Raw genomic sequence first — 14,904 nt, 5'->3', positions numbered from 1 at the left:
CCATGCTGCTGATGATCGACAACTATGATTCGTTCACCTACAACCTCGTCCAGTATTTTGGCGAACTCAAACAGGATGTCGTTGTGTACCGCAACGATGAAATCACCCTGGAAGAGATCGAAGCGCTCAAGCCCAAATATCTGGTCGTCTCTCCCGGCCCGTGTTCGCCGCTGGAAGCCGGTATTTCGGTAGCCGCCATCCAGCACTTTGCCGGCAAGCTGCCGATTCTGGGCGTATGCCTGGGCCATCAATCCATCGGTCAGGCGTATGGCGGTAACATCATTCATGCCCAGACGCTGATGCACGGCAAGACCTCATTGGTGACGCACACCGGTAAAGGCGTATTCAAAGACCTGCCCTCACCGTTTACCGCCACCCGTTACCACTCGCTGGTGATCGAGCGCGCCACCTTGCCCGATTGCCTGGAAATCACGGCCTGCACCGATGACGGCGAGATCATGGGCGTGCGCCATAAGACACTCCCCATTGAAGGCGTGCAGTTCCACCCGGAATCCATCTTGACCGAGCATGGTCACCAGATGCTGGACAACTTCCTCAAGGAATGGGCCTGAGTCTTTAGTCACTCGCAAAATCCTGCTGGTTGCGTTGCGCTTGTTTGCCGTACCCGTCGCGCCTTGTCCCCCCAAAAGGGATGCCGCACTGCTGGATTTCGTGAGCGACTCAGCCCCGCTCTTATTTACCAAGCATTGATAACTGGATCACTGAGGAAAGCCCATCATGACCATTTCCGTCCAGGAAGCCCTGAACCGCCTGATTGACCAGAACGAATTGTTCTACGACGAAATGCTGTACCTGATGCGGCAGATCATGACGGGCCAGATGCCAGCCGTGCAGATCGCCGCCCTGTTGATGGGCCTGCGCACCAAGGTAGAGTCTGTTTCTGAAATTGCGGCCGCAGCGACCGTGATGCGTGAGTTCGCCGTACCGGTACATGTGGCAGATCGCACGCATCTGGTCGACATTGTCGGCACCGGCGGTGACAAGGCGCATACGTTCAATATCTCCACGACCGCCATGTTCGTGGTCGCCGCCGCAGGGGGGCGTGTTGCCAAACACGGCAACCGTGCGGTCTCCTCCAGCAGCGGCAGCGCCGATGTGCTGGAAGCGCTGGGTCTGCGCCTGGACCTGAATCCGGAACAAGTCGCCGCCTGTATCGATAACGTCGGTGCGGGTTTCATGTTTGCGCCCAGCCACCATAGCTCCATGAAACACGTGGCTGCGGTACGCAAAGAAATGGGCGTACGCACCATCTTTAATATTCTGGGCCCACTCACCAACCCGGCTGGCGCAGAAAACCAGTTGATGGGCGTGTTTCATCCGGACCTTGTGGGCATTCAGGTACGGGTATTGAAAGAACTCGGCTCCCGCCACGTGCTGGTGGTGCATGGCCTGGATGGCCTTGATGAAATCTCGCTCTGCGACAAAACGCGCATTGCCGAACTAAAAGACGGCAACATTACTGAATCCCTGTTTGACCCGCGTGATTACGGTTTTGCCTTCTGCGAACTCAAAGAACTGCATGCCGGCGATGCGGCAGAGTCTCGTGCCAAAGTAGAAGGTGTACTGAATAACCAGGCCGGTCCGTGCCGCGATATTGTGGTGCTCAATGCCGGTGCCGCCATTTACGCCGCCAATGTGGCAAATAGCCTGGAAGAAGGCTTTAAACTTGCCAGTGAAATCATCGCCAGTGGCGCAGCCCGCGCCAAACTCGATGAGCTGATCCGCTTTTCAAAGCAATTTCCAGGTTAATCCGCCATGTCCGACATTCTGAAGAAAATTATCGCCACCAAAGTTGACGAGGTGGCAGCCGCCAAAAAGGCGATCTCCGCGGCCACCATCCGGGAGCAGGCCGAGTCACGCCAGGATGTACGTGACTTTGTCGGCGCCTTGCGGGCAAAACATGCTGCCGGTTTGGCTGGCGTGATCGCAGAAGTCAAAAAGGCCAGCCCATCCAAGGGCGTGATTCGCGCAGACTTTCAGCCTGCTGCGATTGCGCAAAGCTACGCCGAACATGGCGCAGCTTGTTTGTCTGTGTTGACTGACGAGCAGTATTTTCAGGGGCACGCAGATTATCTGAAAGCCGCACGCGCCGCTTGCGCCCTGCCCGCGCTGCGCAAAGACTTCATGATCGATGAATACCAGGTGTTTGAAGCACGCGCCTGGGGTGCCGATTGTATTTTGCTGATTGCGGCAGAACTCGAACTGGCGCAGATGAAAGACCTGGAAGCCATCGCCCACGCGCTGGGGATGGCCGTACTGGTTGAAGTACACAACGGCGAAGAGCTGGATCTGGCGCTGGAACTGAACACCCCATTGGTGGGCGTCAACAATCGCAATCTGCGTACCTTTGAAGTCAGCCTGCAAAACACGCTTGATCTGTTGCCACGCATTGGCGCCGATCGTATCGCCGTCACGGAAAGCGGCATTCTCACTGCTGACGACGTCAAACTGATGCGCCAGCACAGCGTACATACCTTCCTTGTGGGCGAAGCTTTTATGCGCGCGGCGCAACCCGGCGCTGCATTGGCACAGCTTTTTGCCTGATTTTTTGCCCGATCTACTAAACTTTTTTTATAGAAATATTCCTGCCAGGAATTTCAAACAGAAAAAAGTAACCGCTGGCAAGCTTTTTATCAACGCTCGTCTGCTGCAAGGCAATCTCAAAAAAATGACCCGGTCTGTCAAAACCGGGTCATTTTTTCGTACAAGCTTGTATTTATCTGGCTTAAAAGGATTTAGCAGCATTCATTGCCACTGTAATTTCCGGCCAATTGTGGTTTTTAAGGCGTAGTTGATCTGTTGCAGCCTGTCATCATTACTTTTTGTAGTTGTTTTTCTACAACAACAAGTCTGAAAAAAAGCAGCTTTTCTTAGTGGTTATCCCCAATATTCGACCGTTTTAGGGTGCTTTCCTATATATTTTGGAATATGAGTTGTATCCATAAGCGCTTGCAGACCTATAAATGTCATATTTCTGTCATCATACGGTCCTAGACTGGCGCCGGTTTCACAAGAAGACGATTCGATACGCGTGATCGAACAGCCCAGTCAAAACGAAACCACGGGTCTCACGAAGTTTCATCGTAATCCGGCAATGGCAAATTAGCCTCAGGCTGATTTACCCGCCTCGGTTTCAAAGTTGCAGAGACGAAAGTGTCTGCATTGTTATCCGCAAACGGAGATAGTCCAAATGAAAAAAATCATGGTTGCAGCTCTGGCTGCTGCTTTTGTTACCCCGTTGGCTCTGGCCGACGTGACCATCTACGGTTCTATCCGTGCCGATGTCGAATACGATCACTTCGGTGACTACAACGGTACTTCCCCGACGAACGCCAGCACCACCCGTATCGTTGATTCCTCTTCCCGCATCGGCTTCAAGGGCGTGGACAAGTGGGACAACGCCGGCTGGGCCACCATTTGGCAATTGGAAACCGGTATTGGCGCTGCTCCGGCTAACGCCGACACCAACGGCACCAAGCCAAAGAGCCTGGGCGGCGGTTCCTGGGCCGGCCGTAACTCCTTCATCGGTTTCACTGGCGCTGACTTCGGTACATTCCGCGCTGGTAACTACGACAACACCTACAAGAACACCTTCACTGCTTCCAAGCTGTCCGGCCTGTTCGATGACTTCCTCGACAGCACCGACTTCAAGGGCAAGAATGGTACTTGGGGTCAGCTGCAAACCCGTCTGAACGACAACCTGGCTTACGAATCGCCAGTTTGGGGTGGTTTCCAGGTTCGCGCTAACGTTGGTCTGGACGGTTCCCCGACCTCCACCGGCGCGTCCCCGATCTACGGTATCGCCGGCCTGTACAACTTCGGTGGCTTCAACGCTGCTGCTGTGTACCAGTACGCCAAGAACCGTTCGTTCAGCCAGATCAGCGGCATCTCCACTGGCGATACCACTGGTACCACCAACACCGCTACTCCGCCTGTCACCACCTACAACGTGACTGACGGCGCGAAGACTGACGGCTTTGAACTGGCCGCATCGTACAACTTCGACTTCGGTCTGGGCTTGGGCCTGGGCTGGGAACGTGTTTCCACCGAACATGACTCCAAGGCTCCGACCCTGGGCACGTACAACTGGAACAACTACCTGGTTACCGGTAACTACTGGTTCAACCCGAAGTTCGAACTGCAAGCTCTGTACAGCCGTTCCAACAAGGTTTACGAAGTGGATGACCTGACCGGTCAACAGTACTCCCTGTCGTCGGTCTACTATCTGTCCAAGCAAACCCGTTGGTACACCTCCGCTGTTGGCCTGAAGAACAGCGGCGCCAAGACCGGCACCCAATTCGCGTTCCAGAACAACTCTGGCTCGCTGGTTGCCAAGAATGGCCAGACCACCTTCACGGTGCTGACCGGCTTCCGTTCGGATTTCTAATCCGGACTTAAAGGTTGGTTGATTGCAAGGAAAACCGGGCTTCTGCCCGGTTTTCTTTTTGCTGCCATGCCCTCATGCAGGCGCTATGCAGGCCTTTTGCAACCACCACACCACCCTCTGCCTGAAGAGGACAAAAAGCATAAAGCCCGATCAAATGACCGGGCTTTATGCTTTTTAAACACGGTCTGACCGGGAAGTGTACCCACGCCTGGTGCATAGTCCGGGCTACGCCTTCAGATGGGTTCCGACGCCTGGGCTCGGGCCAGATAATGCGGCATCCACTTAGCGATGAAACGCCCCTCTCAGCTACGGAGCCCCGCATGTCATCTGATCTGATTCCCAACAATTCGTTGATCGTCGCCACGCCTGAAGAAGGCCGTGCGCTCGCCATGAAAATGGCGCGGTTGATCGTCAAGGCAGCCCAGCCGGATGCGGCCATCCGCGAAGATCTGCGTGAAATCTATAGCCAGAACGCGGGCATGCTGCTGCAGACCTGTCAGATCGTAGCCACCGAATTTGCGACGATCGCAGCTGCCAACAATTACTGGCGCAACTGACGCCCTTCACCTAAAACAAGCAAGTCTGGGGCGCAGGCTGCAGCCTTGGGTCGGCAGCGCAATTGACCCGGCCTGTTTCAGGAGCGTCGGCCAGTGTTCGGCATGGGCCGGTTATGCCCGACCGCCAGATAAAACGGACCTTTGAACGACGCAGATCGAGTACTTTCCCATCACAAGGACGCTCTTACATGGCCAGACTGGTTGCTGACGTACTCATCGACACGCTCGAAGCGCTGGGGGTTTCGCAGATTTTTGGCGTCGCCGGGGACTCGCTCAACGGCATTACCGACGCGATCCGCCGCAAGCCAGGCCTGCGCTGGGTACACACCCGGCATGAAGAAGTGGCGGCGTTCGCGGCGGGTGCAGCGGCGGTGATCACGGAGGGCTTGGCGGTGTGCGCCGGCAGTTGCGGGCCGGGTAATCTGCATCTGATCAATGGCTTGTTTGATTGCCAGCGCAACCACGTGCCGGTGCTGGCGATTGCGGCGCATATCCCCAGCGGCGAAGTGGGTAGCGATTACTTCCAGGAAACCCACCCGCAGATTCTGTTCAAGGAATGCAGCGTGTATTGCGAACTGGTCGCCACACCAGAGCAATTGCCGCGCATGCTGGGCACCGCCATTCAGGCGGCGCTGACCCGTAAAGGCGTCGCCGTACTGGTGCTGTCGGGCGATGTGGCGCTGAGCGCGGCCACCGATGCGCCAGACCCGGTCTGGCCGCGCCAGGCCACACCGCGCGTGTTGCCAGCGGCAGCCGAACTGGAACACATGGCGGCGTTACTCAACGCGGGCAAAAACATCACCCTCTTGTGTGGCGCCGGTTGTGCCGGTGCGCATGATGAGGTGGTGCAACTGGCCGAGGCACTGCAAGCGCCGGTGGTGCATGCACTACGGGGCAAGGAATATATCGAATACGACAACCCGTATGATGTGGGCATGACGGGTTTGATTGGCTTTGCCAGTGGTTATTACGCCATGGAAAGCTGCGACACCTTGCTGGTGTTGGGCAGCACCTTTCCTTACCGGCAGTTTTATCCGCAAAACGCCAAAGTGATCCAGGTGGATCTGGCCGGCGAACGGCTGGGCTTGCGCCACCCGCTGGCACTGGGCGTCGTGGGGGATGTGGGCCAGACTATCCGGGCGTTGCTGCCTGCGCTGGCAGCGCGCAGTGACCGTACTCATCTGGACCGCGCGCTGGCGCATTACACCAAAACCCGCAAAGAACTGGATGAACTGGCGGTGGGTCATGCCGGGCGCAAACCGATTCATCCGCAATATCTGGCGCAGCGGGTTAGCGAACTGGCCGCGCCGGATGCCATCTTTACCGCCGATGTAGGCACGCCCACCTTGTGGGCGGCGCGCTATCTCCAAATGAACGGCCAGCGCCGGCTGATTGGCTCGTTCAATCACGGTTCGATGGCCAATGCGCTGGCGCAAGCGCTGGGCGCCAAAGCGGCGGCGCCACAACGCCAGGTGGTGGCGCTGTGCGGAGATGGCGGCCTGACCATGTTGATGGGCGATCTGATCACTGCCGTGCAGGAGAAGCTGCCGATCAAGATTGTGGTGTTCAACAACGGCGCGCTGGGCTTTGTGGAGCTGGAAATGAAAGCCGCCGGCTTCCTGGAAACGGCCACCGAACTGGTTAACCCGGACTTTGGGGCCGTGGTCACTGCCATGGGCTTGTATGGACAACGGGTAGAAGACCCGGCTGATCTTGATGCCGCACTGGCGCGCGCCTTTGCCCACGATGGCCCGGCATTGATCGACGTCGTCACCAATCGGCAAGAACTGGCCATGCCACCCAAAGTGACTTTCTCGCAAGCACGCGGTTTCAGTCTGTATGTGGCCCGCGCCATTCTGGATGGTCGGGCCGCGCAAGTGCTGGAGCTGAGCCGTACCAATTTATGGCGTTAAGTAGGGCGGCTAGTGAGCGGCTGGATATTGGCGTGAACGCGCGCCCCTCCTCGCCACCTGTTCACAGGATTTAGTTGCGGCCGCCATTGGCCTTGATCACCTGCCCGTTGATCCATTCACTTTCCGGGCTGGCCAAAAAAGACACGATGTTCGCAATATCCTCAGGCTCCCCAAGCCTGCCCAGCGGAATGGCATTGATTGCGCTCTTCGCCGCTTCAGCCGACCGGCTGTTAAAAAACATGTCGGTTGCGACCGGGCCGGGTGCAACGGCATTCACCGTTACTCGGCGGGAACCCAGTTCTTTTGCGAGGGTGTGAGTCATCGCTTCGACCGCAGCCTTGGTCGCGGCATAAACACCACCGCCCGGCGCGTAATTCCCGATCAGGCTGGTTGAGAAGTTGATAATCCGGCCACCGTCGCGCACACGGCGAGCCCCCTCACGCATACCATTGAAAGTGCCCGTTACATTGACCGCCATTAACTGCTGGAAGTCCTCATCACTCACTTCCGCCAAGGGCACCATTTTGGCAACGCCAGCATTGTTCACCAGCACATCAACCGGCCCAAACTCGGCTTCCGCAAAATCAAAGAGACTGACGACCGCAGCCGGATCCGCCACATTTGCTTGAACGGCTTTTGCAACAACGCCTGCAGCCTCGATGGTTGCGACCACTTTCTCAGCACCTGCGCGGCTATTGGCGTAGTTGACCACCACCTGAAAACCGTCAGCGGCAAGGCGGATGGCCAGTGCGGCGCCAATACCTTGCGAGGCCCCGGTCACGATGGCGGTTCTGGTTTCTTTGGACATTTGAAGCACTCCAATGGTTGGCCTGGCTGGCATTATCGGTTCGCAATGCCTTGAACCGAGGCTGGATCGTTGATGAATGCGGTCAGTATGGCCATGGTTTGTTGCGGCGCTTCTTCCATCAGCCAGTGGCCCACACCCGGGATGACGATGCCTTGGGCGTTGGGATCGACCAACTTGCCCTGGCCGATCAGAAACACCCCTGCGGATTTTTCACCCGCCACAGTCAGGAGCGGCATGGTCAGCGGTGTTTTTGAGAGCTCGCCAAAGTCTTTCGCATCCAGTTCAAACGCATGGAACCACTCAAACCCCGCATGCATCCTGCCCGGTTGAGCGTAAACGGCGGCCCATTGCTCGCGCGTATGTTCCGGCACAGCGTGTTGTGGGTCCGCAGCAAAATCGTTCCAGAAATGATCAAGATAGATGCGCTCGCGGCCGGCGGTGAGTTTTTCTGCGGTATCACCGTAAAAGTGGAAATGCCATTTGTCCTGCCGTTGCCAGGTTTTGTACCAATCTCCTACTCCTGGCAAAAAAGACTCCATCAGCACGACGCTGTCGGTTTCATCCGGGTACTGCGCGGCATAGGCATAGGCCACCATCAGGCCGATGTCATGCCCAACGATTTTGACTTTTTTGTAGCCCAGTTGCTGAACCAGCGCGTGGATGGACTGGGCCATGGCCACCTTGGTGTAGGCCGGCAGAAATCCGCTCTGCCCTGCGCCGGGTAAATCCGGGGCGATGACGACGCGTTGGGGCGCGAGTTGCTGCATCAGGGGAATCCACATATCGCTTTCTTCGGCGTAGCCGTGCAGTAGCACCACCGGTGTGCCATCGCCCGAGCCGGTTTGCAGATAGTGGATGGGCACCCCCGCAACGCTGCGGGTATGTTGTTCGACCTGTTCGGCGGCCTGCGCGCCCGCCAGAGCCAGGGCAAACATAGCCACTGTCAGCAGGCGTTGAATAGCGTGAGTCATGATTTGTCTTCCGTGGAAGTCTGGACGGTTTGATCTTGCCCGCGTCAGCTCGCCGTGCCGTTTCACGAGATGCGCCAGCATGTGCGAAAAAATTGCACATGCCAGCTTGCAAGCTCACTTCTTTGCGGCAGCCTTGGCCAGTCGGCGGCCTGCCATGGCGCACATGGGGCAAAAGCCCACCAGCCCGGTGGCCACAATCCCCAGCGCAGAAATGGCGACAATCCAGCCTATCATTCCGGGCCAGTAGTAAACGGCGAGTACAGCGACCGCGAGGCCCGCAATCACACGCAAGATGCGCTCCCAATTCGGGAGATTTTTTGCGTAGAACATGGTACTTGGCATGATGTTTCTCCTTGTGGTTTACAGACGGGAGCGGTCTGCCAAAACGCGCCGGCAGTTGCGCCCCGCCACAGGAAAACTACGCCGCCTTCTACGGGCCCGAATCAACAGTCAGTCTGCATTGCGGCTATCACCATCGAGATAGACCGGTTCGGGATTTATTGCCGGGATTGGGAGGTTCGCATTTGGGCCGGAGTACGCCCGTTACAGCGCAAGCAGGCGCGCTCAAAATGCGCCATATCCACAAAACCCGCTTGCCGGCCGATCTCGGTTTCAGTCAGCTGCGCCCAGACGGGCGAAGTGAGCAACTGGGTGGCCAGGTCCACCCTGGCCGCCAGCAGACTGGTTGCAAAGGTCTCGGCAAACGCGGACAAGGCCGCATGCAGATCGCTCTCGGAGACGCTCAGGCACGCCGCAATGTCGCTGGCGGTCAGCATGGGCTCGCTACACCGCTGCACGATACAGTCGTGCACCGCGTCGCGCAGTGCCCGATCGGCCGCCTTGGGCGGATTCACGCCACCGGCGTTCATGGCCAGCAATGCACCGATCTGATCGGCCAGCACAGAGTGCGGCACCGGGGCGGAGGCCACGAATTCGGGAGACAGACAGCTCAACACGCTCGACAAGGTCTGCCCCCAACCCTCGCCCCTTGAGATTGGCCGCCCCACCAGCAGGCTTGGGTCTGGTAGCCAGGCATTGACCCAATCCACCGGCAATTTCAGATTAACGATGTCAAAACGGGATTCAATCACGACATCGTGCGCAACTTGTGAATCGGTAAAGACGACGTCTCCAGGGGACAGCAGGTGATGTCCGCGATGCACCAGCCCCCAGTCGTTTTGCACGCTGACCAGCAAGTGGTAACTGTGTTCCTGGCTATAGCTCAACTCGCGGCGCGCCCGGTGACTGTTGTGGGAGGTGCCTTTGCAGCGCGTGACAGAAATCGGCCCGAGTGACGTCGCAGTCAACTGCGCGGAAAAGTCGCGCTCGTTGGTGCTGTCGACACGCATGGGCGTCAGCGCAAGACTCAGGGCATTCGCCCAATAATCAAAGCGCTGCGGGCGGGGGACTTCATTCGTAGACCAGACTTGGATGACGGGGTGTTTTTCGTGCTTGTCCGTTGCCATGTGATGCACCATTGCCGTTTTTGTGAAGGTACCTGAGGTGGCCTGTCAAAGCAGCCAGTCCCCCACGCTTATGCTATCTCCGGGCGCGGGCGCTAGATGGCCGTTGCCTGCCAGCCTGTCAAAAGACATGGCTTGTATGTGCCATCAGGCATCGGATCGTGTGCCTTGCACCTGCCGGACCTGGGCCGGCGTCGTGCCCACATGCTTGCGGAACACCCTGCCGAAATGCGAGGCGTCCGTGAAACCGGCGCGTCTGCCGATCTCTGCGGTGGTCAGCCGTTTGAACGAGGGGGATGTCAGCATGCGCAGGGCAACATCCACCCGCGACGACATCAATAAATTGCCGAAAGTCTCTCCCCGGCCGGCCAGCGCTCGATGCAGCGTTCGGGGCGAAATATTCAAAGCCTGAGCTATTTCGGCGGCAACCAGCGCCGGATTGACGCAGTGCTGGGCGACGCAATCGCGGATTTTGTCGCACAAACTGATTTCAGGTCGGGATGGGGGTTCGGTCGTGGTATCCAGTTCACCGGCGGTCAACGCCAGCAAGGCCCCCAACTGATCAGAAATAACGTCTCGCGGTACGGGGGAGCGCTGGATGGCTTGTGGCGTCAATTGTCCGGCAAAAGCGCACAAGGCCTTGCCCCAGCCAAAGCGTGAGTCGATACGACGCCCCAGCAGCACAGACGGTCGGGCTACCCATTGCTTGACGAATATTTCAGATAACTTGAGGTTCACGACGTCCGACACCTCGGGCAATTCAAGCCGCATATCAATTCTGGAGTCGTAGAACAGGGCATCGCCTGGCGTCGCGGTCAGTTTGTTCAGGTGCGTGAAATGGATGCGGGAGTTCAGGTTCACGAACAGATGGAACACCCGCTCTTCGCTTTGCGCGATTTCACGCTTTCCCCTGGCCGAGACATGTTCGCAAGCGGCCAGGCGAAATGCGGAGTTAGTCCCGAAATCGGTCCAGGTCACGGTGATGTCAAATTCATTGCGCATGCAGCTGTCCACTTTCAGCGGCGTGAATGATTTCGCCATCACCTCGGCAAAACAACCAAAGCGCTCCTGGGCGGGAATCTGGGAAGAGGCCCACTTCTGAATCTGGCGAATAGGGGTATCCATCATTTTCTTCCGTCAAAAACTGGACTGTTTTGGCTTATTTGCGCGAAGCAGCGCGCAATTCCGTAGGGCTCAGCCCAATGTGCTTTTTGAAGACGCGCGCAAAATGGGAGGCGTCGGCAAAGCCCGAACGTTTGCCAATCTCGCCGGCGTTGAGCTTGTCGTAGAGTCTCGAAATCAGCATCCGTCTTGCGACCGCGATACGCGCCGCCATCAACACCGCCGCGAAGGTCTCGCCATGCGCCGCCAGCGCACGGTGCAGACTGCGCGGAGAAATATTGAGTGCTGTAGCCACATCGCTCGCGACCAGACGCACCTCTGAGCAACGCATCCTGATGCAGTCGTGAATTCGCGGGCGCAGCCCCGGCGCTGCTGCGTAATGGGCCGCCCCATCAAAATGAGATGCTGCCAGGGCGAGTAATGCGCCAAGCTGGTCAACGATCAACTCTTGCGAGAACGGCGGACGCACCACAAATTCTGGCGTGAGCTGACCGGCAAACGCACACAGGGCAGCACCCCAACCGGCTTTTGAATCGATACGGCTGCCCAGCAACACGTCAGGATCGGATACCCATTTGCCGACGAAGTCTTCGGTCAGGCGCAGATTGACGATCTCGAAAGTCGCCGGCGTATCCAGCGTCATTCTGGTCCGGGAGTCGTAAAAGAGCGCGTCATCGGCCCGGGTCACAAACCGGTTCACGTTGTCGAAATGCATTTCGCCAACGCGGTTCACCAGAAGATGAAAAAACCGCTCTTCACTGCGTTCGATATCAAGGACTGACCGGACCGAGGCATGCGGGCAACCGTGCACATTAAAGACGGTGTTGCCTGCCAGGTCGGCCCAGCGCATATCCAGTTCAAATGCGTCTGTGGGGCACTGCACCACCCGCAAAGGGGTCATGGCCTTGGCCATCGTCTCGGCATATTGATCAAAGCGATCAGCCAGAGGCAGGTCAACGGCAGACCATGAGCTCACTGATTGGCCGGTATTTTCCATGTGGACCCATCTCTCTCGAAATTTTCTGCCCAGGGCTGATGACCATATATGTCATTAGCATAAATTTGGACTACAACTGAGGTCATTGAAACCCTGGCCTTCCATGTTAGCCGCAGCCCCATCACCAAGTGGCGTCAACCCGGACTTTGGATAGAGAAATCCGTACACCCATCGCCGTATTTCGGTACGTCATTCAATGGCTTGCCCGCCCCTGAGCATGACTTTGACATAAAACGGGACACTTGGAACGTCATGAAAGCGACATGGCACGATCAGCCCAACTTACCGCAGTCGAATGGCATTTACGATCCAGATGACAGCGATGCCGGTGCTTAGACTTCAATCACCTGCACTGCAGGCGGCTGGTCCACAGCCCCTGGGTGATTAGTCCGTTTCTTCAAATGCCGGAGGGTTAGTGCCATGGATACACGATCAAACATCAATATTGATATTGTTCACGCCGATCAACTGATCAGCCTTGGACTGGGTGAAGTCATGAGCCGGTTTGCCGAATTCAAATACCGCATTCGTCCGCGTTTGCCCATTAACCAGTTCGAGCCTGGCGTCAGCCACGTCATCATTGCGGACTATGACTTCGCACTGGCATTCGTCGAGCGGCAAAAGGGGGTTTCGCACTACCCCGCTTATGCACCGCGCGTCATGGTGCTGACCTCACGGGATCTGGAGTGGGATGTCCGCCGCGCCATGAACGTGGGCGTTCACGGTTACATGCTCTATGGCGCCACGGCCGACGAGCTGCGGGTGGCGATCCACCGTCTGGTGGATCAGGGCATTTATGTCTGCCATGCCGTTTCGCAAAACCTGGTGAACACCCTGGGACACGAAGCACTGACCCCGCGCGAGATGTCGGTACTGGAACAAATTTCCCGCGGCGCCGGAAACCAGGATATCGCAGAAGCGCTGGGTATCTCGGTGGGCACGGTCAAAACCCACGTCGGCGCCATTCTGGGCAAATTGCGGGCCAACTCGCGGACCGAGGCTGCTTCGATTGCGCTGGCACGCGGTCTGGTTTCGACCACGCGTAGCCAACCCGACAAGCATTCGCGTCTTCTGCCCCCTTTCAGTAACCCCGCCCTTGCTTCTGCAAGCGCAGCCAGTTGAACAACGCACGACAAATCATTCGATTTTTTCGCACGACCTGAGTTAATTCCTGGCACGGCGCCGAACAGGCCGGGTAGCACAATGGCTTCAAGGTCAAAACGAGACCTACCCAACCTAAATCTATCAGGAGACGCATCATGCAACGTTTTGAAGGCAAAACTGTTCTGGTTACCGGTGGCAGCAGCGGCATCGGTCTCGCAACTGCGCAGGCCTTTGCCAAAGAAGGCGCTCAAGTGGTCATCACCGGGCGCGACGACGCCACACTCGCCACGGCGGTGGCCGCAATCGGCAGCAAAGCCATTGCCATCCGTGCGGATTCGCAAAGTCTGGCTGACGCCAAAGCGCTGGGCCAAAGCCTTGCCAGCCGGAACCTTCGGCTTGATGCCGTATTTATCAATGCGGGTATCGCCAAATTTGCCGGGCTGGCCGATGTGACCGAGGACTTTTTTGACGCGGCTTTTGGCATCAACGTCAAAGGCCCGTTCTTCCAGATCCAGGCCATTGCGCCACTGCTCAATCGCGGTGCCGCCATCGTGCTGAATGGTTCGATCAACGCGCATATTGGTATGCCCAACACGACCATTTATGCCGCGAGCAAAGCCGCGCTGGTTTCGTTGGCCAAAACCTTGAGTGCAGAACTGTTGCCCCAGGGAGTGCGCGTGAATGTCGTGAGCCCCGGGCCGGTGGCTACCCCGCTGTACGGCAAACTGGGCATGGATTCCGACACGCTCAACTCGGTCGCTGAACATATCCGTAGCCAGATTCCGTTGGGCCGCTTTGGTACGCCGGAAGAACTCGCCTCCACCGTTTTGCACTTGAGTGCACCGGAATCGGCATTCATTGTCGGTACCGAAATCATTATTGATGGAGGCATGAGCCAGCTGTAACCGAATGAATTTGCCCCACCGGACAAGTCGGGTGGGGCAAACTCATTGGGGCTGCCGTGGAGGCATCGGGCTCGGTAAGGGTCGTTCCCCTCCCCAGGCATTTATTTGTTGATTGCCCGATCCAATGCACTGTCTTTGGGGCGCATCGTTTCTGCAACCACCTGCCAAAACCAGATGACCACAATCATCACCCCGACAAGAACCAGGCCGTATCCCGCTATTTGTTGATCATCCAGCCGATAGTAGTTACACAACCGCGTGGTGGGGTCCTGAAAGATCAGCCCGATCGTCACCGTCATCATGCTCCACGTGATCAGGAAGTACGCCTGCAAAGCGCGACCGCTCGCCCGCCATGACTGTTGCAGTGCCAGCCCGGCGGCGACCAGCGCCAGCATTTTCAGGATATCGACACCCCTGCTGGCAACCGCCAGGTCCAGTGCCGCCGGGATCATCCAGAACGCCGTCACCAGCGATGCCAATACCAGCCCGCTCAACCCAAAGCGGTTAACAAGCGCCACCTTGCCTTGCCAGGAGAGTGGCAACCTGGCGCCCAGCCAAACTCCACCCCAAACAAGTACCGGGAATTGCCCCAGCATGTGCAGCCCCATTCGGGATTCAATGGGGTGCCGGCTACCCCAAAGCGCACCAATCAGCGC

15 protein-coding genes are annotated in these 14,904 nt (G+C 57.5%); 8 read left to right on the top strand and 7 right to left on the bottom strand.

The genetic code is table 11. The features are described 5' to 3' along the window. The first annotated feature begins 2 nt into the window (after window positions 1-2). The 6 genes from HNQ50_RS05645 to poxB all read left to right on the top strand — a co-directional run bounded on the left by HNQ50_RS05645 (window position 3) and on the right by poxB (window position 6,878). Window positions 3-572: an aminodeoxychorismate/anthranilate synthase component II gene (locus HNQ50_RS05645; protein ID WP_184098464.1), complete on the top strand. Its 570-nt coding sequence runs from the start codon at window positions 3-5 to the stop codon at window positions 570-572. A 166-nt stretch (window positions 573-738) separates the two neighbouring features. Beyond that, window positions 739-1,770: an anthranilate phosphoribosyltransferase gene (gene trpD, locus HNQ50_RS05640; protein ID WP_184098462.1), complete on the top strand. Its 1,032-nt coding sequence runs from the start codon at window positions 739-741 to the stop codon at window positions 1,768-1,770. A gap of 6 nt (window positions 1,771-1,776) precedes the next feature. Beyond that, window positions 1,777-2,565, top strand: coding sequence for an indole-3-glycerol phosphate synthase TrpC (gene trpC / locus HNQ50_RS05635; RefSeq protein WP_184098460.1), 789 nt, complete (start codon window positions 1,777-1,779; stop codon window positions 2,563-2,565). Between the two features lie 658 nt (window positions 2,566-3,223). Further along, entirely contained in the window at window positions 3,224-4,408 is a 1,185-nt protein-coding gene (locus HNQ50_RS05630) for a porin (protein ID WP_184098458.1), read from the top strand. Window positions 4,409-4,728: 320 nt separating this feature from the next. Beyond that, the gene (locus tag HNQ50_RS05625; RefSeq protein ID WP_184098456.1) at window positions 4,729-4,965 is read left to right on the top strand and encodes a hexameric tyrosine-coordinated heme protein; all 237 of its coding nucleotides are present in this window, start codon (window positions 4,729-4,731) and stop codon (window positions 4,963-4,965) included. Window positions 4,966-5,153: 188 nt separating this feature from the next. Further along, window positions 5,154-6,878 (top strand): ubiquinone-dependent pyruvate dehydrogenase, encoded by a 1,725-nt coding sequence (gene poxB / locus HNQ50_RS05620; protein ID WP_184098454.1) that lies wholly within the window; start codon window positions 5,154-5,156, stop codon window positions 6,876-6,878. Window positions 6,879-6,948: 70 nt separating this feature from the next. On the opposite strand, the gene HNQ50_RS05615 is transcribed toward poxB, so the two are convergent. The 6 genes from HNQ50_RS05615 to HNQ50_RS05590 all read right to left on the bottom strand — a co-directional run bounded on the left by HNQ50_RS05615 (window position 6,949) and on the right by HNQ50_RS05590 (window position 12,218). Further along, the gene (locus HNQ50_RS05615; protein ID WP_184098453.1) at window positions 6,949-7,686 is read right to left on the bottom strand and encodes an SDR family oxidoreductase; all 738 of its coding nucleotides are present in this window, start codon (window positions 7,684-7,686) and stop codon (window positions 6,949-6,951) included. Window positions 7,687-7,718: 32 nt separating this feature from the next. Next, on the bottom strand, window positions 7,719-8,657 hold the full coding sequence (locus HNQ50_RS05610) for an alpha/beta fold hydrolase (protein WP_184098451.1): 939 nt from the start codon (window positions 8,655-8,657) through the stop codon (window positions 7,719-7,721). A gap of 114 nt (window positions 8,658-8,771) precedes the next feature. Further along, on the bottom strand, window positions 8,772-8,999 hold the full coding sequence (locus tag HNQ50_RS05605) for a YgaP family membrane protein (RefSeq protein ID WP_246428596.1): 228 nt from the start codon (window positions 8,997-8,999) through the stop codon (window positions 8,772-8,774). Between the two features lie 155 nt (window positions 9,000-9,154). Next, the gene (locus HNQ50_RS05600) at window positions 9,155-10,123 is read right to left on the bottom strand and encodes a helix-turn-helix domain-containing protein (RefSeq protein ID WP_184098449.1); all 969 of its coding nucleotides are present in this window, start codon (window positions 10,121-10,123) and stop codon (window positions 9,155-9,157) included. A gap of 144 nt (window positions 10,124-10,267) precedes the next feature. Further along, window positions 10,268-11,248: an AraC family transcriptional regulator gene (locus HNQ50_RS05595; RefSeq protein ID WP_184098447.1), complete on the bottom strand. Its 981-nt coding sequence runs from the start codon at window positions 11,246-11,248 to the stop codon at window positions 10,268-10,270. Window positions 11,249-11,279: 31 nt separating this feature from the next. After that, complete coding sequence (locus HNQ50_RS05590) at window positions 11,280-12,218, bottom strand: helix-turn-helix transcriptional regulator (protein ID WP_184098445.1); 939 nt, start codon at window positions 12,216-12,218, stop codon at window positions 11,280-11,282. Window positions 12,219-12,659: 441 nt separating this feature from the next. Here HNQ50_RS05590 and HNQ50_RS05585 point away from each other — a divergent pair, with 441 nt between their 5' ends. Both HNQ50_RS05585 and HNQ50_RS05580 read left to right on the top strand, forming a co-directional pair. Continuing rightward, window positions 12,660-13,361 carry a response regulator transcription factor gene (locus HNQ50_RS05585; RefSeq protein ID WP_184098443.1) on the top strand — a complete coding sequence of 234 codons (702 nt, stop codon included), beginning with the start codon at window positions 12,660-12,662 and terminating at the stop codon, window positions 13,359-13,361. Between the two features lie 137 nt (window positions 13,362-13,498). Further along, window positions 13,499-14,248 (top strand): SDR family oxidoreductase, encoded by a 750-nt coding sequence (locus tag HNQ50_RS05580; RefSeq protein ID WP_184098441.1) that lies wholly within the window; start codon window positions 13,499-13,501, stop codon window positions 14,246-14,248. 101 nt (window positions 14,249-14,349) lie between these two features. Here HNQ50_RS05580 and HNQ50_RS05575 read toward each other — a convergent pair whose 3' ends face one another. Next, a complete protein-coding gene (locus tag HNQ50_RS05575; RefSeq protein WP_184098439.1) occupies window positions 14,350-14,844 on the bottom strand; it encodes a DUF1404 family protein in 495 nt (164 codons plus the stop codon). Window positions 14,845-14,904: the final 60 nt, after the last annotated feature.

The organism is Silvimonas terrae, from assembly GCF_014202765.1.
GTDB classification, from domain to species: domain Bacteria; phylum Pseudomonadota; class Gammaproteobacteria; order Burkholderiales; family Chitinibacteraceae; genus Silvimonas; species Silvimonas terrae.
This window is presented reverse-complemented; position numbering and strand designations above follow the sequence as displayed.